This is a genomic window from Serratia sp. root2 (assembly GCF_031931805.1).
In the GTDB taxonomy this organism is placed as follows: domain Bacteria; phylum Pseudomonadota; class Gammaproteobacteria; order Enterobacterales; family Enterobacteriaceae; genus Serratia; species Serratia inhibens.
The window spans coordinates 334,163-355,009 of the sequence record NZ_JAUJXB010000004.1 but is presented as its reverse complement, the minus strand read 5'-3'; the positions used below and the strand labels follow the sequence as shown (position 1 = coordinate 355,009).

Here is a 20,847-nt window from a genome sequence, read left to right as displayed (position 1 = left end):
GCCGCCTGGAGTCGAACCAGCTTTCCTGGTGATGACAATCTCATACCCTTACCTTTTTATTTTAACTAACCACGTCCGGCGCAGTGCGCGAGGTATTCAGAAGTAATCCATCCTGAAGCGGATCGACGACGAATAATCACCGGCTTTCAGTGCATGATGATTGGCTGCCAGTTTCAGGGAGTAATTCAATTAATGTGCATCTTCCATTATTCCTTTGGGTGAATCGCATAAAAAAGATATACGGGAACCTTGCAGGCACAGACACACCGATATTAAAAATAAAGGGGATAAAAATGGGCTTGGTTATACGCCAGGGTAGAGTCAGTCACGGCCTGGAAATCAACGTTGGTAACAGTGACTGACGCGCCATCACCCTGCAAGTAGGCCGCAAAGCTCAGGGTATTGTTACCGTCCTGCAATTTCTGCTCTTTGGTTGCCTGACCCAGCGTGATGGCAAGACTGGCCCCTCCCCCGACACTCAGCAGGGTTTTATTCATTTTTATGGAAAAAATATATTTCCGCCATGAGTTACATTGAACAAGTCAAATACTTGACTTATTTTAATCTAATTACACCCACATCATTTCACGCCGTGCAGTAATTAAGAAACAATTATTGTTAATTAGAAAAAACCCGAGTATGGACCTGCTGTTACTAACAAAAGTTAAACTCGTCACTACACTAAAGAACACTTCCGTAATGGGGTGATTATTTCAGGTATTTACAAAATGAAAAACCCCAAAATTTAAATAATCAAAAAAAAACAATATCAGTTTGGTAAAGTGACTTTTTTTGCAAAAAAACGGAATAACTGATCGCTAAAAGAAAGATATCAGAATATTACTCTACACAACCAAGTTAATTCAAAATATTGGTTCGCATAAAATTATTTTTTGCAATAAAATTTCAAAACAAGCTCAAGTTAACGATTGGAAGTGTTTTTTCATAAAAATACGCAACTACGTAGCAACAAACCATGTCAGGTTTATTTACTGACCTAGAGAAATACGATAACAATCGTCTGTGCGACAGCGCGGTTTATTTGTTCAGAAAACGTCCCAAAAACGTCAACAATGACAAGTAGTGCTCTCGCACACTGCGCCAGCAATGCACCGATGGCAGACGAGGCAGTGTTCGACGTCGCCCTGCCGAAAGTGCCGCCTAACGCCACTCTGGTGTATGCCCTCCAGATCGAAACCGGCACTGCACACAAAAACAGAGCACTAGTGGGTAAACCGCCCGCAATGAAGGGGTAGCGTCCCATAACAGTCAGAAACCGGAGAAAGACACGATGCTGAAAACGCAAATGGAAATCCAGAAGGCACGAGAACTTGCCCTGCACTACCTGTCTGCCATCGGCACGTCAGGGACACCAGTAGACTATCTGATACAGCTCAAAGCGGTGGAGCAGCAATTTTTGGGTCTGCTCAGGCAGGCGGATAACGCGAAATAACAGCATAAGCACATAAGAGGTCCATCCGGGGGCAGCTCAAGTGCCCCATAAAAAAAGCCGGTACCGAACGCCGCAGACCCGATCCGTTAACCCTGGAGCCTGGCTAGCGGCAGTTGGGCCGCTGACGTATCACCCTGCCGTCAGCGGCCATTTTTTTGACGTTGTAGTTTTTACCGGAGTAACCCACGCACTGACGCGCAATCAGGAGAAATGAGATGAACGCAGACAAGAAACGACAGTACCCTATGGCTTCACGTTCCCCCCTTTACGGCTATCCCAGCAGGTGGGGCTTTTTGCTGGCAATCGTGTTTTCCCTGCTGTTCTGGCTGATCTTCATTGCGGGGATCCTGCTTCTGCGGTAAGGATCAGCGCGATATCGTGCTGACTTATCTTTTCCGCCTGATCCCACCCTGCATAAAATCCGAAAACAGTCTGACATCGTACTTGCCGTAATGTTTTTCACTAACACCGAAAGGCCGACATAGCTGTATTTACACTAACTAATAACAAAGATATTGTTTTTAAACATAATGGCAGATACCAATAATGAGTTAAAAGTATCCAGCTGTAAGAAGCGAGTTCAAATCCTTGATGTCGGATTCCTTCCACAGTTCTTCCTCCACCAGGTTGAGCAGCGGTAGATGCGTAGAACACCATGGCATTCCACAGGATGTTTGGGCCAGACTGGTCTTCCGGTACGTACCCGGCGGTAGCATATGGCCCTTGGCCAACCGCACGGTGAACGTCGCGGTTTGCAAGGTGACATCCGCCAAGCCGCCTTCTCTGCTCTGGCAAAGTAGAGAAACTCCCCCCACGGAAAAAAAGACCATCGAGCCTCGGTGGCCATAGGTTAATGCGATAACAAAAGTCGGTGATTAGCCGGCTGCTGAAGTGGATGACAACAGAACTGAATCCTTGTCGGCATAGGTCAGGTGGATCACCTCAACGCCCTCAGCTTCAGCCGCGATTCGTCCGCCGTCGACATATTCGCCGCCATCGTAACCACTGCGTTCCGCATCGGGCATATACCAGGCATGCTCGACCTGACAACTGAACAGATCCGACACTCTCCCGATAACCTCACCGGCTGGCGGGTACCGCGAGGAATCAAAATGCACTCTCAACGTGTTGATGCCATCCCAAACGGTTCAGGCGTTTGCTCCTGGTAAGAATAAAGGGATATCCTCGGTATTCAATATGTCTCTGTTTTTATTTCGATGGCCAAGTGTTTAAAATACTTCGTTATATTTCGGTGATTGTGGGCTTCATAATTTCAACATCGCTTCTCCGTGTCACTGGTATTGGTTTCCCTCTGGCCTCTGCAGCACCAGAATCTTTGTCTAAATTTTTAATATCAATAATTTTAGTTATTGCAACAATCAGGTTCATTTATTTAACATTCGATTTTTTTAAACCTAAAATGATAGATAAGTAATCCCACCATTAATTTTAAGTTATCGATCCATTCCCAATCGAAAAGCAGCACCAGCATGGGATCGATGCCGCTGTCCCTGTCGACTACCGAGTTCGTAGACCGACCAGGTGGAAACCGAAACGCTGATTTGAGCGGCCATCCACTGCGTGACGAGTGGGTCAATTTCATCATGATGCTCGGGGAAACGGTTGTGGATCTGTCTGAACTTCAACTGTAGAGCAAATATCAAGCGTCCTCTGTTGAAGACTTGCGTGCAATTGAAAATAGCCCCTCAAGAGGGGCTATTTTCAATTGGCGTAACCTACCTGATACGCGTCACTTTTCCGTGCCCGGGATTGCTGACGTCGCGCGCGATTGCGCGCGCAACGTGAGTCGAACCAGCGGTACGGTCAGCGCCGTGGTCACCAGCGCGAACACCACGAGGATCGTGTAGACCTTTGGCGGAAGGATCTGCATCTGCAAACCGATTGACAGGACGATGAGCTCCATCAAGCCGCGCGTATTCATCAGCGAACCCACCAGCATCGCATCGCGTGGCGCAAGCCCGGTGGCACGCGCGCCCAGATAACTGCCGCCGAACTTGCCGATGAATCCGCCCGCGAAGAATACGCCGAACCACATCCATGATGCCGCATCGTCGATCGTGCCGACCGACGCATGCAGCCCCGCATACGCGAAAAACACCGGCATCAGCACCAGCCTGACAAAACCTTCGACGTTATCCCGCCACTCATTCGCGATGCCGGGCACCCGCCGCACGAACAGCGCCGCCGCAAGTGCGCCAAATGCGCTATGAAATCCGATCAGCGACGTCGCCAGTGCCGACGCCATGACGAAACATAACAACACGGCCAAGCGATCGCGCGCCGCATGCGCAGTCGATGCGAGCCGCATAAGCGTCGGTCGAACCACGAAGCGCACCAGGAGCCCGCACAGCACCAGATACGCGAGCAGGCTGACGAGCATGCGCGCAAATGCCCAACCAGGCCCGCTCGATAGCGAAGCAATAGCTGCAAGCAGCATCCATCCGAGTGCATCCGTCAGCATCGCGGCAGACATTGCGTGCCTTGCGCCCACCATGGCGTTGAGCGCCAGGTCGTCGACGATGCGCGCCATCACCGGTACCGCTGATATCGCAAGCGCGACACCGCAGAAGAGTATATAAGGCAGCGCCGGCGCGTCGCCGGCGAGCATGTCTTTCGAGACAATGGCGACGATAATGCCGATCGCGGCCGGCACGATAAGCCCGCCCGCGGCGATCGCGACGGGCATGCGCCAGCCTCTGCCGCGCAGCGTCTCACCCAACTCCATATGCAGACCAACCTGGAACATCAGCAGTATCAGGCCGACTTCGCCGACCTGTGCCATCGCCGACAGCTCGCGTGGGCCGAACAATGCGTCGTAGAAATCCGGTGCGATCGCGCCGAACAGCGAAGGCCCCAACAGCAAACCGGCCGCGATCTCACCGACGACCGCGCACTGGCCGAGCCGTTCGGCAATGCGGCCGCAGACGTTGCAGAGCGCGATCACCAGCACGAGTTGTAACAACCAGACAGTCATGAATACCTCGGAAAGAGTGATGCCGACACAACTCTGGTGGCCGCAAGCCTGACCGGGCCCGCCGCGCCATATGCCGTGATGACCGTGACGCCGCTCGTCAGGTTCGCGCTCGCCTGGCGGAACGACGTGTCCGGGACCGGCTCGGTGAGGGCCGCCGACTCACGCATCACCGCTCACTCGCAACGCGGTCGGCCCAGCCCCGGTAGAACGCACGGTACTTGAGCACGAGCTTGTCATACTTGCTGTACGCGCCGCCGCCGTCCGGCTTCATCCCGTTCCAGATTTTGACGTCGTACTTCGCTGCCTGTCTGGTCTGCAACCCGAACAGCACGTAGTCGGTCGCGCGGCGCAGAACGCCACCCACTTTCTTGATCGAGATGAGCATGTGCATGACGTTCTTGCCGTCGCTCACCGGCGTCACACACTGGAGCAGTTTGTATTTGAAGTCTCCGTCCAGGGAGACGGTCATGACGCACCCGCCGGGGTAGCCATCGAAGTGCAGGTTCATCTGCGACATGTTCAGGCCGAGCACGCGGGCCAGCATGCCGGAGGCCCCGAAATACCGATCCACGGTGAAGTCGATCCCGGCACCGAACCACGCGCCCGCCTGGGCCAGAGACTCCACCTCCGGCCACTGGCGCCAATCGTCGAAGAGTTTGAGCTCGAAGGCCGAGATCGGGAGCTCATGCACGGGGGATGCGTGCTGCGCGTCGTAGAAGTTCTCTACGATCCGCAAGACCGCCGTCGTCGTCTCGAACGCAAAGTGCAGGTGCATAAAGTCGCCGTTGTCGACATCGGCGGCGGCGATTTCGGGCAGCGGGTGCAGCGGCTCCGGGGAGCCGTACCAGACCCACACGTAGCCGTATCGCTCGGCGGTGACCAACGTCGGCTGGCGCACCGATCGCGGCACGGGCTCCAGCCGGCGCACCGTCTGGTTGTGACCGGGGATGTGAACGCACTGGCCCTGCTCGTCGTACCGCCAGTGATGAAACGGGCACTGGATGCAACCGTCCTTGACCTGGCCGTCGGCCAGGTTCGCGCCAAGGTGCGAGCAGTGGCGGTCCATCACCACCGCCTGCCCCGTCGCTCCGCGCCACGCCACGCAAGGACGGCCGAAGAGCGTCAACGCCGTCGGCTTGTCCTTGAGGTCGTCCGAGCGCATCGCGACGTACCAGCTCGCGGCCACGCTCGTGGTCGCGTCGTACGCCCTCGACGGATGCTCCTCGGCGTTCACTTGAACCAATTGAATGTCGTTCATCATTTTTGTGTCCTCAATGGCCGGCTACTTCTTCCGAGTCAGGCTGATGCGGGTCGTGATGTACGCCTTGAGCAGCGCAAACATCGGGTTGTAGTCGAAGTACTTTTTCACCTCTGCCGGCGCGCTGGTTTGTGTCCAGTGCATCAGCTTCATCGCCGGCAGCAGGCTGTACTTCGAGTTGTTGAGCTGCGGCTTGTCCCCGGTGATGCAGTACCCGAAACCGAACATCTGCTTGGCGAAGTCTCGTTCGTCGATGAGGGCGTGGATCCGCGCCGCAGCCTCCCCGGACGGCTTGCGCCCGGCGCTCACGGCCTCGATCTCGGCTTTGGCGTCGTTGAACAACTGGTAGTATCCCTCCATGTCCGCGCACAGATACCCGAGGTACGGGGGGTCGTTGTCGAGATGATCGAGGTCGCCCTCATCGCGCGACGCGCGGAACCTCGCGTGGGCTTGCACGAGCCGGAACTGCCCGAGGATCGTGCCGACTGCCCACAGCCTGTGGAACGCGTCCCACAGGCGGAAGTCCGCGAACGCCGTGTAGCAGCAGCTGACGAAGTCGTCGTTGTGGTCCAAAAGCTTTTGCTGCAGGCGCTCGATGTACTCGAAGCGCTCAGGGGAGAAGTCGTCGTCGCGCAGCGCCTTGATGAGGCGCGCCGCGAGCGCGTGGATGGTCACCGCGGTGTTCTCTAGCCCCCGGGAGAAGAGCGGGTCGATGAACCCGTTCGCATGCAGCATCAGGCAGTAGCGATCGCCGATGCAGGAGGTCGACGAGAACTGCAACCGGTCGGTCTTGACCCAGTCGCGCACCGGTATGGCGTCCCGGAACTGCGCCCCGATGCTCGGGAACCGCGCGAGGAACTCGTCGAATTCTTGCTGCGCGGAGATGTCCGTTTTCGGGTAGACACGCGGGTCGAGCTGCAGGCCGACGCTCACCAGGTTGTTGGTCGACCGCGGGTGGTTGTTGAACGGAATCACCCACAGCCAGCCGCCCTCGAACATGTGGTGCAAGGTCCCCTCGTGCCAGCGCCAACGCTGCCCCTTGACCTTGAAGATGTCGTCGAACGGCTTGACCCCGAGCATGTGCGTGTAGAGGCTGCGCGAGTGCGTCTTGAAGCGACAAGGCTCTTCGCGGAGATTGAACTTGGTCGCGAGCGGCGCGCGGGGTCCTCCGCAATCGATCATGTACCGGCCGGTGAACCGTTCGTCCTCGGCGGTGGTCACCGCGACGCCGTCCTTATCGGCGTGGTATTCGATCACTTTAGTCTTCTGGCGGACCGTGCAGCCGTATTTAATCGCGGCCTGCAACAGGTAGGCGTCGACGTCTTGCCGGTAATAATGGCTCTCCGGCCCCCACGGCAGTTCGGGAATGACGCACTGCGTGAACTCCTTCGGGTTGTGCTCCTGGCCGGGCTTGTGGAACACGAAGCCGAAGTTGCGTTTGATGCCCGTGCTCGACGAGACGTAACGCTGCGTCGAGTAGAACGAGGTGATGTGGTCGAGCTCCGGAATGCCGTAGCGATCGGCGATGATGCGGTTCATAAGCGACGTCTCGGGAATCGACGATTCGCCGATCGTGAACCGCGGGTGCGAGGACTCCTCAATGATCAGCACGCGAAATTGCTGTTTGGCCAGGATAGCTCCCATCTGGGTGCCGGACATGCCCGAGCCGAGGATGATCACGTCGAAGTGGTTATTATCGCGCCCGTTCGCGGGGCTCTTCTGAGTCATGGAGTCAAATCTCCTTATGAAAGGGAACAGATGGACGCGCGTCAGGACGCGTTGAGAGCGGCGCGGATGCGGGAGCGAGCGTCAAGCGTGAGCGTGGCCAGATCGCCGAGCATGCTGGGCGCGTACCCCCCACTGCCGATTGCCGGGCCGCTTCGCCCGACTTCGTACACCCGCTCCGCCAATTGAACATGAGGTGCCCGGAAGCGCAGCAGGACCACGAAGACCCGGTTGAGGGCCGCCAGCCCGGCCCGGACGGGTTCGCCCTGCGCACCGGCCGCTCGCGCCTCGCCGATCGCGCGGTCGACGAGCGACGGCCTTCCGGCAAACCGAGCGTAGACCGCCCGGTACGCGGGAAGCACATAAGGCAGGTACGTCTCTTTGAATTCTCGATAAGCCTGATGGTCCGATTGCGAGCCCCACAGGACGTGATCCAGCACGAAAAGGGGCATTTCTACGGCGCCGGGGCCAAGGTAGCTCTGGCCCCCGACGCGAATCGGTTCGTAGAAGGGACGTAGCTCATCGTAGAAGACCTGCGGCGAGATGAAGCGGTACGCGTAGACGATCGATTCGACCATTTTTTGCAGATAGGCCGCCAGCTCGTCGCACCCTTGCGCGAACGCGGGCGATCTCAGGGGCACCTCGTGCAGCTCGACGGTCATCGCGATGGCCGCCTCGAGGGCCGCCATCGAGATGCGCACGCTCTCGAGCAGGTGCGCTTCGTCGCTGAGCCCAGTGTAGCTCCGCTGCGCGTCGGCTGCCGCGGGGTTCCAGACCGTCACATGCAGGAGTGTCTCGCGCGGCGGCAGGTCGGTCATTCGCGCCAGGTCGAGCAACACCGGCTCGAGCCCGGGCACCACGTCCACGGGCTCGTGTCCGTGCCGCTTGAGCGACCCCAGGAAGAACCCAATGTCCCGCATCGCGGCGGCAGCTTCGACGAAGCCCCAGCCGGAGGGCACACCGTGCACCGGGAGGAACTCGCGCAGCAGGCCGACGATGCCGGGCACGTCCTTGTTACCGTTCAGGCCCGGCAGTTGCAGAACGAGCGAGCGGGCCTGCAGCGGATCGCAGGCCGCCACGGCAGCGTGCGTGGCCGCGAATACACATGCTCGGTCCAGAGCGCGCTCCACTACCGGAACCCCGGCGACGCGGACGTCGGCCCGGGTCGAGACAGCCCCGCATTGCCCTCGCGCAGCGACCGCAGGTAGTCATAATTCGTCGGCAGGCTCGCCCGCAGACGCTCGGCCTCACGCTGGATGCGGGCGAACATCACCTCGGCCTTTTCGATCGACTCCGGTCGCAGTTGCAAGAGCGGCAGCGACCGGTCGGGCAGCATGCCCAAGCCGGCAAAGATGCAGTAGTAGTTCCCGTTCAACCAGAAGTTCTTGAATTCGAAGTCGAAGGTCTCATAGTACGTGGAATCGTCGAACGACGTGGTGGTCAACGGCAGCCCCGCCTTGTAGCGCTCAATCTTCTCTTTGATGGCGTCAGAGAGCCGCAGGTCGTGACGGTTCGCAAGCCAGAACGACGTGTCTTCGCGCGACGTGGTGAAATAGTGCGCCTGGACAAAGTCTCGGCAGTCGTCGAACATGTAGACGATCTCGGCGTTGAACGCGTCGGCCAAGCGCGGGTCGAACGCGGTGTCGGGGAAGTGCTTCACGAGTTGGTAAAGCGCCGCGTAGATGAAGTAGATCCCCGTCGATTCCAGGGGCTCCAAAAAGCACGACGACAGCCCGATAGAGACGCAGTTGTTGACCCACGCCCGCTTGTTGCGCCCGACCCGGAACTTGATCTGGTTGAGCGGCTGATTGTCCGAGAGCCCCCAGAGGTTGAGGAAGTCGGTGGTGGCCTGGTCGCGGGAGGTGAACTTGCTCGAGAAGACGTAGCCGCTGCCGAACCGGCCCAGCATCGGGATCTTCCAGGTCCACCCCGAGTTCATGGCGATCGCGGAGGTGTAGGGTTCGACCCCCACTTGCGCGTCGTCGTTGGGTACGGCGCTGGCAACCGCGCTGTCGCACAGCAGGTAGTCGGACATGTCAATGAAGGGCTCTTTCAAGGCCTGGTTGATCAAGAGCCCCCGCATGCCGGAGCAGTCGATGAACAGGTCCGCCTCCAGCTTCCGGCCCTCCTTGGTGATCAGGCTGGAGATGAAGCCGTGGTCGTTCAGGTTAACCTCCACGACCTCGTCGACCACGCGGTTCACCCCGCGATCAACGGCCCAGCGCTTCAAGAAATCGGCCACCAGGTGCGCGTCGAAGTGCCACGCATGGGACATCTGACGGGTACCGTCGTGCAGGCAGGGTGCCAGATTGCCGTCGAGCGCCCCGGGCTGCGGGTAGCAGGCGTACGCCATCGACTGCTGAAAGCCCTGTTCGCGCTTGCGCATCCAGTAGTGGGTAAGCGGCACGCCGTCGCAGTTCGGCACATTGCCGAACAGATGGTAGAAGTAATCGTTGCGCGAGTGGTCGGGAGACTCTCTCCAATTCACGAACTTGATGCCGGCCTTGAACGCGCCGTTCACCTGGGGCATCCACTCCTGCTCAGGTATCCCGAGGAAGTCGAAGAACACCTTCTGCAAACTCGGGATGGTCGCCTCGCCCACGCCGATCCGGGGGATCGCCGCAGATTCGATGAGCGTAATGTTCGCCTGCTGTTGGAGCGCCCGGACGAGGTACGAAGCGGACATCCAGCCCGCAGTGCCGCCACCCACGATGACGATATTCTTGATCGGTTTGCTCATGACACTCTCCCATAGGAGCGAATGGAGATGTTAAATTAGGTTCTAATTCAGACTAGAATCTAATTTAAAAAGTGCAAATTCCGTTTCAGAATTAATCCAGCGATATATACTCACGCAGAGCGCCCGCCACAACCCTAATTCCGCACTGATCACCAACCGATTAAAGATATTATTTTTAACCGGTTAACTTACGGAAAAAGCAGAAAAAACAAGAGCGCATCATTATTCATGATAATAAAATGAAGCCTTATGACACCCCTACCCCACACCCAAGGAGCACCTGCATAACACACTGTTTTTACTGATTTATACCAATAAAAAGGCAACACGACCTATCCAGAATGTCATGTTCGGCTCTTTCAATCACTGCCAATTTCGCTTTGGTTCAATCCTTTAAATTAACACTTTATCCATTAGATATTAATGCATTTGGAATTGATAGCACGCTCACAATTCGATAAATCAAACACCCAGTTAGTTATAGGTGATGCATTATCAATTTGCCAACCAACAAAAAATAATCGATTCCGGCTCATTCGTTAATTGCGTCTGGGAATATCTATAAAATAATATAATTTGCACAATCAAGCATTCAGTCTGAAAACAATTATCCGCCTGGTTTTCATATGAATACTCAACAACATTTGGAAATTGATTTCTGCCTCAAATGCCCATTTTCTGCATCCGAGAAAGCAAAGTGGTACGTTTCAGTCCCAGCCTTTGCGCAGCGCCACGCGGGCCACCGACCACGGCATTTGGCTCGGCAGGCGCAGCGTTTCGGCCGGAATGCCGCTCGAAACGGCCGCCCTTATCGGCACCGCTATGTGTATGTTTTACGCATGCAGGGAGGCAAGGCCACCGAAGTCCACGCGTTGCTTGACCTTGCCCCTGATGACGACATCCTGCAACCGAATGATTAAGGGCATATGACATCCCTACCCTACGTCCAAAGGATACCGGCATAACACGCACTCTTTACTGTCTTCGGCCAATAAAAAAGGCAAGGTGCCGCCGTTTTCATATTGCGCATAATAAAGGGTGTTTAATGTCGTCACCGTCACTTCACTTTCCAAAAAAGCGAGGTTATACCGGCTTGTCACTTCCTCAACGCCCCATCTGAACCCCTTTTTAACCCCCCAATAACTGCCTGATCGATAAAGATTACGCAACACCCCCCGTCGCTGGAATGCCGGTAACACCGCAACCATCCAGCAATGCAGCAAGGGTTTATATTCATGGCCTTCGCCATGAGGTTGAGCCTGATAAAGCGAATCAAGAAAAGTGAAAATGGTATTTAGCTTTCGGCTTGTATACTCGCCGGGGATAAAGTCGTTATGAAAATCCGTCAATATCCTTACCCCTGCCAAACGGGACGACGCTTTTTCTAGTGCGACCCACGACAAGTTGGTTTTTATCGCATGATGCACCAAATCAGCGACGAAAGGCGCCAACTCGTCGGGTGTTATACCCAGCGCCTTCCCCAGTGGCTCTTGAGCGCTAAATACCCTACACAGACACGCAATGGCTTGCTCTGCATAAGCCTCATCCAACAGGCGATAAACGAAACGCTCCTGATGATCTGTTTTCACACGCTGCTCCCTATCAGGTTTTCAACACGCGGTTCCCGTCCGATGATTTATAGGTTTTCCGCCTGCACCTTGGCCTCATTCATTGCAGCCCGCAGATGCGTCTGAATCCGCGGCAACCAGGTTTTATGGGCCGGCTTCATCAAACAAACGCGCAAACACAACACCGTGTCGGCATCCCAAAACGCGCTGTCCGGTGCAATTTTATCCCGCAGCAATTTTTTGGGGACCCGCGCCAATGCCAGATGGAGGTTCATTTCAGCGGCCTTTTCAAACACCCTTTGCGATAAGACTGAACTGGCCTGGGCAGTGGTGCCGGCCACCAACCACAGAACAATATCCAGCGCAGGCTCCATAACCGTCACGCAGTCGGCCTCTTCCTCTAACCACTGGAACAGTGACATGGCGGCATCCCTGGAACATTGAAGTGCAGCAGCAAACGCCCCGCCCGCCACTAAAGGCAGCAGCTTTTGAGTGGCCCAAAGCGCGCCGGCCGATGCGCCGGCCCGGGAGCATTCCAGACTGATCTCCCCTAAATGCAGCTCGTCCGAACTGAAATAGGTGTACGGCGAATCATGTTTGTAATGTATTCCTACCCCAGGGTCATTAAACAAGACACACCCGCATCCATAGGGTTGCATGCCATGTTTATGCGGATCGACAACGATAGAATCCGCTTGCGCCATCGCCTCAAGCGCGCCCCGACTCGCCGCAGACAGCCCCTCGCACAGGGTAAAATAGCCACCGTAGGCAGCATCGACGTGAACTCTGAAGCGGTACTTTCTTTTCAGCGCGAGAATCGCGTCCAATGGATCAAGCGTTCCTGCGGCGGTAGTGCCTAATGTCACAACCACGGTGCCTATATTGCCTCGCTGCAGCCTCGTTTCCAGCTCAAGGACATCCATCCGCCCAGAGGCGTCGCAGGGGATCTTTTCAAATTCCATGTCCAGCACCCGGCTAATTCGCTCATGGGTGTAATGCGCCAGTTCCGAGGCGGCAACCGATGTCCCCGGACGTAGCATTTTGGCTATCCACAGTGCTTCCAGATTGGCAAAAGTCCCGCCGCCGGTCAGATGGCCAAGATGCTCGCGCCAGCCAAACATATTGGCAATTTCGGCAACCGCCTCCTTTTCCATCGCCGAGGTGGCCCTGCCACCGTCCAGCGCATGATTATTCGGGTTGATATACAGGCATAAGGAATAGGCAAGACGCGCCATGGGATGAGGGGGTTTCAGCATTTGCCCCAAATAAAAGGGATGAAAATAGGGATAATTATCCGCCATCCTTGAAGACAGCTCACTCAATACTGATTCCATCGGTGCCAGCGCTTCACTCTCCTCATAGTCGGGCAACAGGGAGAAACTCGCATCCAGGGCGGAAAGTTGCCTGGCCAATATGGCCAATTCCTCTTGATTAAACATGGTTTCCCGTCCGTTACTCTTTAGGTTGAATGAAAGATAAACGTTTAATTTTTAATTCCGTGAGCACTTCAGAGGCCGGGTGTAGTTGCGTACTTCTCAGGCTGTTTTGATTTTCCACAAAACGTTCGCAAACAAAAATATGGGCATCGTAAGCTTGCTGGACCGACACGACAAAGTCATCATATTCCTCGCCAAAAAATACCCGCATTTGTTCTTTATTCTTTTTTATCCGCGCCATGACTTTAATCAAGTAGGCATGATCCATACTTCCCAATCCGCTGAATCTATCGGGCATCGAGGGTCTGATAATACTTTCATATTTTTCTTTCTGAAAGTCAGCGCTGTATTTCATTGCCAGAGCCGACATTCTCATCATGCTGGCCGCATTTTTCAATGAAATCACACCGTCAAACCGGTTATTCTGCAGAAAATACACCTCAACGTTGTGCAATGCGCACAATGCCGCCTGAATAAACAGGGTGAAAATCTTGTGCCCGACTTTCCAACGGGTTAACTCTGGATTATTCATACGCACACCCTGTCGTTCCGTGCAGGAATACAGAGATAATCAATACCAATCAACACCGCTTCGCGTATCCCTCGCAATAAACTTTCCTGTTCCTCAATGCACAATGTTGTCGCAGAGGCACTTATTTCCTCATTGAACATCAATGCACAGTGGAGACCGGAATAAATATATACGTCCAATGGTTTTTCCGACGAACGTATAATACCGAAGTAATCATCAAAAATCCTGAACACCTCGTTACTGACCGTTTCCGCTCTCGCCATGTCGTGTTCTAAACAGGTCAATACCTGCCGGCAAGCCGGCACCATATTATCCAAAAGATCATGTTCGACGCTTTCAATCACTGCCAGAGCCGCTTTGGTCTCATCCTTTAAATAAATACCGTGCCTATTGGATATTAATACACCTGGAATTGATAGCATACTTACCGTCCTGTCAGTAAAAACACTCGGTTAGTTATAGGTGACGTATAATAAACTCGCCACAGAGCCACTAAAAAATCATCAATCCCAAGCCATCAGAAAATAAATTTAAAAACACCCAAGGATAATTTCATCGTTAATTATAAGCATCTCATTAAATGCTCCCCTTTTTATAATAACGCGCCACTAAACCCAAATACCTTTTCCACCTCAAATGCCCATTTTCTTCATCCGAGAAAGCAAAGTGGTACGTTTCAGCCCCAGCCGTTGCGCAGCGCCACGCGGCCCACCGACCACGCCGTTGGTTTCTTTCAGTACCCGCACAATCCTTTGATATTCATCTTCGCCCGCTATCGCCTGCGGGGGCGCTGCGATTGGCGCGATTGAGGGCTGCGCATAGTGCAGCTCCGGCAGTTGCAGATTAAGCACCGTACCCCGCGTCAGCAGTATTGCCCGCTCAATGACGTTTTCCAGTTCGCGCACATTGCCCGGCCACGGCATTTGGCTCAGCAGGCGCAGCGTTTCGGCCGGAATGCTGTCGATGGTGCGTTTCATGCGCCGTGCGATCTTGTAGGTAAGAAATTTCACCAGGTGCGGAATGTCCTCCGGCCGCTCGCGCAGCGGCGGAATGAGTATAGGGAAGACATTGAGCCGGTAATAGAGGTCGCTGCGGAATTCGCGGTCGGCGACCATCTGCTGCAGGTCGCGGTTGGTGGCGGCGATCAAGCGCACATCGACGGAAAGCAGCTTGTTGCCGCCAACCCGCTCAAACTCGCGCTCCTGAAGCACGCGCAGCAATTTAGGCTGCGACTCGACAGGGATTTCTCCCACCTCGTCCAAAAACAGCGTGCCTTTGTCCGCCAGCTCGAAACGCCCCATACGCTGGGAGCTGGCGCCGGTAAATGCCCCTTTTTCATGGCCGAACAGATCGCTTTCCAGTAGCCCGGCCGGCATCACCGCACAGTTCATCTTCACCATACGTTGATCGCGGCGTTCGCTCAAATTGTGAATGGCGCGGGCAATCAACTCTTTGCCGGTGCCGGTTTCGCCGAGGATCAATACCGAACAGTCGCTTTTCGCCACCATTTCTACCTGCTTCAACACCCGGGACATCACCGCGCTGCGGCCGACGATCTCGCTGAAATCCGGGTTGTTGTCATTAATCTGTTCGGTGAGATACAGATTTTCATGCACCAGACTCTCTTTCAACCGGCTGATTTCCTGATAGGCCAACGCGTTATCGACCGCAATGGCGATACGCTCGGCAATCTGCTGCAACACCCGCAAGTTGGCAGCATTGAAGTTATCCGGCTGGCATTGCGCCAGCTTCAGCACGCCGAGGGTCTTCTGGCCGAAAATCAGCGGCAGCACGCACAGCGTCTGAATTTGCTCATGCCACAAATCAAACAGCTGCCGTTCATACTCGGCCAACGGATCCGAGTGTTTCAGGTTCAGCAACAGCATTTCACCGCTCTGCATCACCTTTTCCGACAGCGTGCCGGCCAGCGGTACGCTGTATTGCTGCCGTTTAGCCACGTTATCTTGCAGATAATGGGTGGCGTAGATCGTCACGCGATCGTCGCGATCGCCCGGCAGCACAATGCTGATGGCATCGGTTTTGAAGAAGCGGTGGATCTCGCTGGAGATCTCGCCAATCAGGTCGTCAAGATCCAGCTTGGAGAGCACGGCGTTGGTGACATCCACCAGCACGCGAAAATCATCGCGCTCATGGCGTAACTGGCGCTGCTGCCGCTCGGCGGTTTCGCGCAGCTGTACCTGCTCCACCGCCAGCGCCGTCAATTCCATCAGGGTGGTCAGTGAGCCAAGCGCCGCATCGCTGAACGCTTTGCCGTCGTTACGCGACAGTTCGCAACCGCCCAGCAGTTGCCCGCCGGCACGCAGCGGCATCAGGCAGTAATGGCTGAGCGGCGGATACAATGCCAGCATCGCCAACTGCGGATAGCGCCGGTGCAGATCGGCGCCACACAGGCGCAGCGGCTGTTCATTCTCGCGTAATAACGCGATCGGCCCATTGGCCAATAACGTTTCATCCTGATAGTTCAGCGGCCGGCCATTCCCGTCCTGGCCGTGGAAACTGACTCGCGCGCTGTTCGGGTGCAGCAACACCAGCGCCACGTCGTCCGCCAGTTCCCGGCGCCGAACGATCTGTTGCAGTTGGATCAGTACATCGCCATAGCCACGCTGGCTGAACAACAAGCGGGTAATTTCCAGCAGTTCCTGTTTTTCTATGCTTGCATTCGACATTGACCATCACTCTGCCGGTTAAGGCATCCGGTTGCGGTAATTGAATTTTTTTATTTTTATGTGAGCTACGGCGCAAAGTTTACTGCCGACCGGCGGCCGCTTCCCCCGATCGGATCAACAAATGCGAGGTAAAGGCTCGGCATGCGGCAAATCGAGCAACCGGCTGATGCCATAGGCTCCGCGCAGCCGCACCTGTTTGGCACCGTCGGTTACCCGGCCGATCACCGCCGCATCCGCGCCCAACGGGTGCTCCTGCAACGCAGCCAATACCGCCGGAACCGCCGCCTGCGCCACCGCCAGCACCAGCTTGCCTTCATTGGCGAAGTTAATCGCGTCCAGCCCCAAGAGTTCGCAAACGCCGCGCACCGCCGGTTTCACCGGCAGACGCTGCTCGTCGATGTCGATGCCGAAACCGCAGGCAGCGGCGTATTCGTGCAGTATGGCGTTCACGCCGCCGCGGGTGGCGTCGCGCAGCGCGTGTACGCCGTCAATCGCCCGCAATGGCGCAATCAACGGCGTCAGCACCGCACAATCGCTGGTGATGTCCATCGCCATACCGAGATGTTCGCGCAGGTTGAGAATGGTGGCACCGTGGTCGCCCAGGGTGCCGCTGACGATGATCGCGTCATCGGCTTGAATGCGCTGCGCCGACCACTCGATGTTCTGTGGGATCACGCCAATGCCGGCGGTGTTGATAAACAACTTGTCCGCCGCGCCGCGCTGCACCACTTTGGTATCGCCGGTCACGATCTGAATGCCGGCCTGGCGGGCAGTCGCCGCCATCGACTCCACCACCCGCGTCAATTCCGCCAGCGGCAACCCTTCCTCCAGGATAAATCCGCAGGACAAATAGCGCGGCGTCGCGCCGCTGACCGCCAGATCGTTGGCCGTGCCGCATACCGCCAGCTTGCCGATATCACCACCGGGGAAAAACAGCGGATCGATGACGTAGCTGTCGGTGGTAAACGCCAACCGATCGCCCTGCCGCATTAACGATGCCAGCGCGATGCGCGCCTGATCTTCACGCTGTTCCAACTGCGGATTGGCGAAGGCGGGCAGGAAAAGCGACTCCAGCAGGTGCTGCATGGCTTTGCCGCCGCTGCCGTGCGCCAGGGTAATAACCGAATTCATGCGGCGTTTTCCTCCGTTTCTCGACGGTATTGATACCAGGCGGCGCAAGCCCCCTCCGAAGACACCATCAGTGCGCCAAAAGCGTTTTGCGGTGTGCAGACACCGCCGAACAGTGGGCAATCGCGCGGTTTGCAGCGCCCGGTCAGCACCGCACCGCAGCAGGCACGCGGGTCATCTGCCGCCTGCTGCGGCTGGGGCCGAAAGCGCCGTTCGGCGTCAAAATCGGCATAGGCGACGCTCAGGCCAATGCCGGAATCGGCAATGGTGCCCAATCCGCGCCATTCGCTGCTGCCGCCGATCGCAAACACCTCCGCCATCGCCTGCTGTGCCAATAGGTTGCCGCTTTGCGGCACCACCCGGCGGTATTGGTTTTCGGTGCGGCTGCGCCCCTCGCAGAACTGCTCAATCAGCATCATCACGCCTTGCAAAATATCCAGCGGTTCAAAGCCGGTCACCACCAGGGGTTTATGATACTCGCCGCTGATAAAGCGGTAGGGTTCGGTGCCGATGATCATGCTGACATGGCCCGGCGCCAGGAAGCCGTCAATGCGTGCCTCCGGCTGTTGCAGCAGGCTGCGCAAGGTCGGGATCAGGCTGATGTGCTGGCAGAAGACGCTGAAATTCTCAATGCCTTCCAAGCGCGCCTGTTGCAGCGTGACGGCCGTCACCGGCATGGTGGTTTCAAAACCGAGCGCGAAAAACACCACCTGCCGCTGCGGGTTGGCGCGTGCCAGTTGCAGCGCGTCCAGCGGCGAATACACCACGCGCACATCGGCACCGCGTTCCCGCGCCTGCATCAGAGAACCCTGTTTGCCCGGCACCCTCAGCGCGTCGCCAAAGGTGCAAAAAATCACCGAAGGGGTGGCGGCGATTTCATGGCAGGCGTCGATGCGCCCCATCGGCAGCACGCACACCGGGCAACCCGGCCCATGAATAAACTCCACCTGCGGCGGCAGCAGTTTATCCAGGCCAAAACGGAAAATGGCGTGCGTATGGCCGCCGCACACTTCCATCAGTTGCAATGGACGTTCGGCGCTGAATGACAGTTGCTCAGCCTGCTGCGCAATGCGCTGCAACAGGGATTTCACCAACTGCGGATCGCGGAATTCATCAACGTATTTCATCGTTACCCTCCCCCGCCATAAACAGCGCCACGTCGTTTTCCACTTCGCCCATCGCCTGTAACGCCGCCAGCATCTCCACCGCCTCCCGTTCATCCAGCCGACTCAGGGCGAAACCGACGTGGATCAGCACCCAAGAGCCCAGCAGCGCCTCACGCGGCTCGCCGGCCCGGCACACCAACGCAATGTTGATTTCACGCTGGGCGCCGCACACCTCCGCCCACGCATGCTGCGAGTGCCGTGGGTCCAGCGCGACAATTCGCCCCGGAATGCCTATGCACATCGTTGCGTCGCCAGCCAGTTCAGCCACTGATCCATGCCGTCGCCGCGAGTGGCGGACAGGGTGATGATTTCAATCTGCGGGTTGATCCGCCGGGCATTGGCGATGCAGGCGTCGAGATCAAAATCCAGGTACGGCAGCAAATCGATCTTGTTCAGCAGCATCAGCCGCGCCGCCGCGAACATATGCGGATATTTCAGCGGTTTGTCCTCGCCTTCGGTTACCGACAGCACCGCCACCTTGTGCCGTTCGCCGAGATCAAACCCTGCCGGGCACACCAGGTTGCCGACGTTTTCGATAAACAGCAGGCTGTGAGATTGCAGCGCCAGGCGGTGGGTGGCGTCGCGCACCATTTGCGCGTCCAGATGGCATCCTTTGCCGGTATTGACCTGGATCGCCGCCACGCCGGTGGCGCGAATGCGTTCGGCGTCATTGGTGGTTTGCTGATCGCCTTCTATCACCGCGCACGGCACGCTGTCGCGCAGCCGCAGCAGGGTCTGCGTCAGCAAGGTGGTTTTGCCGGAGCCGGGGCTGGACACCAGGTTCAGCGTCAGGATCTGTTGCGTGGCGAAATGTTCGCGATTGTGCGCCGCCAGGCGATCGTTCTTCGCCAGCACGTTGGTTTCTATTTCCAGCATCCGCCGCTGGCTGATGCCCGGCGCATGAGTACCGGCCGCGCCAAAGCCATAATGCAAATCGCCTTTCGGATTCTGGCGTGGGCGAAACGGCACCCTGGCGGGCTGAAAATCACCTTCAATGGCCACTTCGCCCTCGGCGCAACCGCACGTGCTACACATAAGCTCTCCTCTCTGTGGTTATTCGATTTCCAGACGTTTTATTTGTATGCCGTCGTCGGCCTGCACACGCAGGTTGTGGCCTTCGCAATGCGGGCAGATGCGCACCTGCGGCAACGGCAACGTCACTTCACATTGGCAGTCATGGCACCAGCTCAGCGCCTGCTGTTGTTGTAAATGCAACGTACAGCCTTCAGCCAGCGTGCCGCGGCATACCATGTCGAAACAGAAATGCAGCGCCTGCGCCTCAACGCAGGAATAAGCGCCCACCTCCAGCCACACGGCGGTAATACGCCGCGCCTGCTGTTGCTGCGCATGTTGCTGCATAATTTCCAGCGCGTAATGGCAAAGCGTTATTTCGTGCATGCGGTCTCCGGTAACGGCAATAAAACGGCCAACTGAAAATACCTGTGCAAATACGGTGCCAGTCAGGCGCCGACACATTTGTCGAGAGTCGATGACATCGACAGTAAAATCCGCCATGTCGCGTTGGCCCACGCGCAAAATAATTCGCTGCATCATTGAATTCAAAGCCATTAATTAAAACCAAATCAAGCTGGCACGATTTATGCCCTATTAGCGTCACCACAGGAAATGTCGACACACCGGGTGACACTGATGAGCACAATCAATGAACTGACCAACCAGGCCGATTATATCGCCGGCAAAAACAACCGTTTAATGGCGCAATGGCAGCATTACCACAACACGCTGGTCAAAGCGGTAACCAGCACAAAACAGAATATCAATCATGAGTTTATCTGCGGGCAGGGTCAGGACATCCGCTTCACGCTATTCAATCACTTCACCTTGCGCATTCAATTGAGCGACGGTTTTTACAGCCGCGATATCTGCTACAGCATTAATTTGGCTGCGCCAAATGAAGAAGAAAACTTTGCCCCTTTCGCCCACGCTACGCTGGATGAAAGCGGCCTGATCGACGGCCAAGTCAATAACCGTGACAGGCAGGCCGTGCTGGAACATTACCTGAATAAGATCGCCGTTATTTACCAATGCTTATTTGATTCTTTGCATGGCGACTGCGCCATTCATGAAGAATTGAAAAAAATTATTCTGCCGGCCTGAATAACGTCGTTTTATTGCTGACGGCGACTGTCGAAACGTCA

At 56.2% G+C, this 20,847-nt stretch carries 21 protein-coding genes and 3 pseudogenes; 4 read left to right on the top strand and 20 right to left on the bottom strand.

Annotation, left to right across the window (positions count from 1 at the left end):
• Positions 1-272 precede the first annotated feature (272 nt).
• Positions 273-497 carry a hypothetical protein gene (locus tag QZQ97_RS19465; protein ID WP_311994798.1) on the bottom strand — a complete coding sequence of 75 codons (225 nt, stop codon included), beginning with the start codon at positions 495-497 and terminating at the stop codon, positions 273-275.
• A gap of 618 nt (positions 498-1,115) precedes the next feature.
• On the opposite strand from QZQ97_RS19465, the gene QZQ97_RS19460 reads away from it, so the two are divergent.
• The 3 genes from QZQ97_RS19460 to QZQ97_RS19450 all read left to right on the top strand — a co-directional run bounded on the left by QZQ97_RS19460 (position 1,116) and on the right by QZQ97_RS19450 (position 1,815).
• Positions 1,116-1,256, top strand: coding sequence for a hypothetical protein (locus QZQ97_RS19460; RefSeq protein ID WP_311994790.1), 141 nt, complete (start codon positions 1,116-1,118; stop codon positions 1,254-1,256).
• Positions 1,257-1,291: 35 nt separating this feature from the next.
• The gene (locus tag QZQ97_RS19455; protein WP_311994789.1) at positions 1,292-1,453 is read left to right on the top strand and encodes a hypothetical protein; all 162 of its coding nucleotides are present in this window, start codon (positions 1,292-1,294) and stop codon (positions 1,451-1,453) included.
• A gap of 215 nt (positions 1,454-1,668) precedes the next feature.
• A complete protein-coding gene (locus QZQ97_RS19450) occupies positions 1,669-1,815 on the top strand; it encodes a hypothetical protein (protein ID WP_311994788.1) in 147 nt (48 codons plus the stop codon).
• Here QZQ97_RS19450 and QZQ97_RS24570 read toward each other — a convergent pair.
• The 19 genes and pseudogenes from QZQ97_RS24570 to hypA all read right to left on the bottom strand — a co-directional run.
• Positions 1,805-1,982, bottom strand: a pseudogene (locus QZQ97_RS24570) (LuxR family transcriptional regulator); the annotation flags it as partial. The gene QZQ97_RS19450 and the pseudogene QZQ97_RS24570 overlap by 11 nt on opposite strands.
• A 346-nt stretch (positions 1,983-2,328) precedes the next feature.
• Positions 2,329-2,598, bottom strand: a pseudogene (locus QZQ97_RS19445) (DUF1281 domain-containing protein); the annotation flags it as partial.
• Between the two features lie 97 nt (positions 2,599-2,695).
• A complete protein-coding gene (locus QZQ97_RS19440) occupies positions 2,696-2,842 on the bottom strand; it encodes a hypothetical protein (protein WP_311994787.1) in 147 nt (48 codons plus the stop codon).
• Between the two features lie 361 nt (positions 2,843-3,203).
• Positions 3,204-4,448, bottom strand: coding sequence for a cation:proton antiporter (locus QZQ97_RS19435; protein WP_311994786.1), 1,245 nt, complete (start codon positions 4,446-4,448; stop codon positions 3,204-3,206).
• Between the two features lie 166 nt (positions 4,449-4,614).
• Positions 4,615-5,709: a Rieske 2Fe-2S domain-containing protein gene (locus QZQ97_RS19430; protein ID WP_311994785.1), complete on the bottom strand. Its 1,095-nt coding sequence runs from the start codon at positions 5,707-5,709 to the stop codon at positions 4,615-4,617.
• Positions 5,710-5,730: 21 nt separating this feature from the next.
• Positions 5,731-7,434: an NAD(P)/FAD-dependent oxidoreductase gene (locus QZQ97_RS19425; RefSeq protein WP_311994784.1), complete on the bottom strand. Its 1,704-nt coding sequence runs from the start codon at positions 7,432-7,434 to the stop codon at positions 5,731-5,733.
• Positions 7,435-7,475: 41 nt separating this feature from the next.
• Entirely contained in the window at positions 7,476-8,561 is a 1,086-nt protein-coding gene (locus tag QZQ97_RS19420) for a monodechloroaminopyrrolnitrin synthase PrnB family protein (protein WP_311994783.1), read from the bottom strand.
• The gene (locus QZQ97_RS19415) at positions 8,561-10,171 is read right to left on the bottom strand and encodes a tryptophan halogenase family protein (RefSeq protein WP_311994782.1); all 1,611 of its coding nucleotides are present in this window, start codon (positions 10,169-10,171) and stop codon (positions 8,561-8,563) included. The genes QZQ97_RS19420 and QZQ97_RS19415 overlap by 1 nt, the downstream gene beginning before the upstream one ends.
• Before the next feature lie 663 nt (positions 10,172-10,834).
• A pseudogene (locus QZQ97_RS24565) lies at positions 10,835-10,933 on the bottom strand (hypothetical protein); the annotation flags it as partial.
• A gap of 173 nt (positions 10,934-11,106) precedes the next feature.
• On the bottom strand, positions 11,107-11,760 hold the full coding sequence (locus tag QZQ97_RS19405; RefSeq protein WP_311994780.1) for a hypothetical protein: 654 nt from the start codon (positions 11,758-11,760) through the stop codon (positions 11,107-11,109).
• A 47-nt stretch (positions 11,761-11,807) separates the two neighbouring features.
• Positions 11,808-13,178 carry a pyridoxal phosphate-dependent decarboxylase family protein gene (locus tag QZQ97_RS19400; RefSeq protein ID WP_311994779.1) on the bottom strand — a complete coding sequence of 457 codons (1,371 nt, stop codon included), beginning with the start codon at positions 13,176-13,178 and terminating at the stop codon, positions 11,808-11,810.
• Between the two features lie 13 nt (positions 13,179-13,191).
• Positions 13,192-13,707, bottom strand: a complete 516-nt coding sequence (locus tag QZQ97_RS19395; RefSeq protein WP_311994778.1) for a hypothetical protein — start codon at positions 13,705-13,707, stop codon at positions 13,192-13,194.
• Positions 13,704-14,129: a hypothetical protein gene (locus tag QZQ97_RS19390; protein ID WP_311994777.1), complete on the bottom strand. Its 426-nt coding sequence runs from the start codon at positions 14,127-14,129 to the stop codon at positions 13,704-13,706. Before QZQ97_RS19390 ends, QZQ97_RS19395 begins: the two co-directional genes overlap by 4 nt.
• Positions 14,130-14,339: 210 nt before the next feature.
• Positions 14,340-16,394, bottom strand: a complete 2,055-nt coding sequence (gene flhA, locus QZQ97_RS19385) for a formate hydrogenlyase transcriptional activator FlhA (protein WP_311994776.1) — start codon at positions 16,392-16,394, stop codon at positions 14,340-14,342.
• A gap of 114 nt (positions 16,395-16,508) precedes the next feature.
• On the bottom strand, positions 16,509-17,525 hold the full coding sequence (hypE, locus tag QZQ97_RS19380; RefSeq protein WP_311994775.1) for a hydrogenase expression/formation protein HypE: 1,017 nt from the start codon (positions 17,523-17,525) through the stop codon (positions 16,509-16,511).
• Entirely contained in the window at positions 17,522-18,649 is a 1,128-nt protein-coding gene (gene hypD, locus QZQ97_RS19375; protein ID WP_311994774.1) for a hydrogenase formation protein HypD, read from the bottom strand. Before hypD ends, hypE begins: the two co-directional genes overlap by 4 nt.
• Complete coding sequence (gene hypC, locus QZQ97_RS19370; protein ID WP_311994797.1) at positions 18,636-18,929, bottom strand: HypC/HybG/HupF family hydrogenase formation chaperone; 294 nt, start codon at positions 18,927-18,929, stop codon at positions 18,636-18,638. The genes hypD and hypC overlap by 14 nt, the downstream gene beginning before the upstream one ends.
• Positions 18,920-19,723, bottom strand: coding sequence for a hydrogenase nickel incorporation protein HypB (gene hypB, locus QZQ97_RS19365; protein ID WP_311994773.1), 804 nt, complete (start codon positions 19,721-19,723; stop codon positions 18,920-18,922). Before hypB ends, hypC begins: the two co-directional genes overlap by 10 nt.
• Before the next feature lie 18 nt (positions 19,724-19,741).
• Positions 19,742-20,086, bottom strand: a complete 345-nt coding sequence (gene hypA, locus QZQ97_RS19360) for a hydrogenase maturation nickel metallochaperone HypA (protein WP_013814554.1) — start codon at positions 20,084-20,086, stop codon at positions 19,742-19,744.
• 252 nt (positions 20,087-20,338) lie between these two features.
• On the opposite strand from hypA, the gene hycA reads away from it, so the two are divergent.
• Entirely contained in the window at positions 20,339-20,806 is a 468-nt protein-coding gene (gene hycA, locus QZQ97_RS19355; protein WP_311994772.1) for a formate hydrogenlyase regulator HycA, read from the top strand.
• Positions 20,807-20,847: the final 41 nt, after the last annotated feature.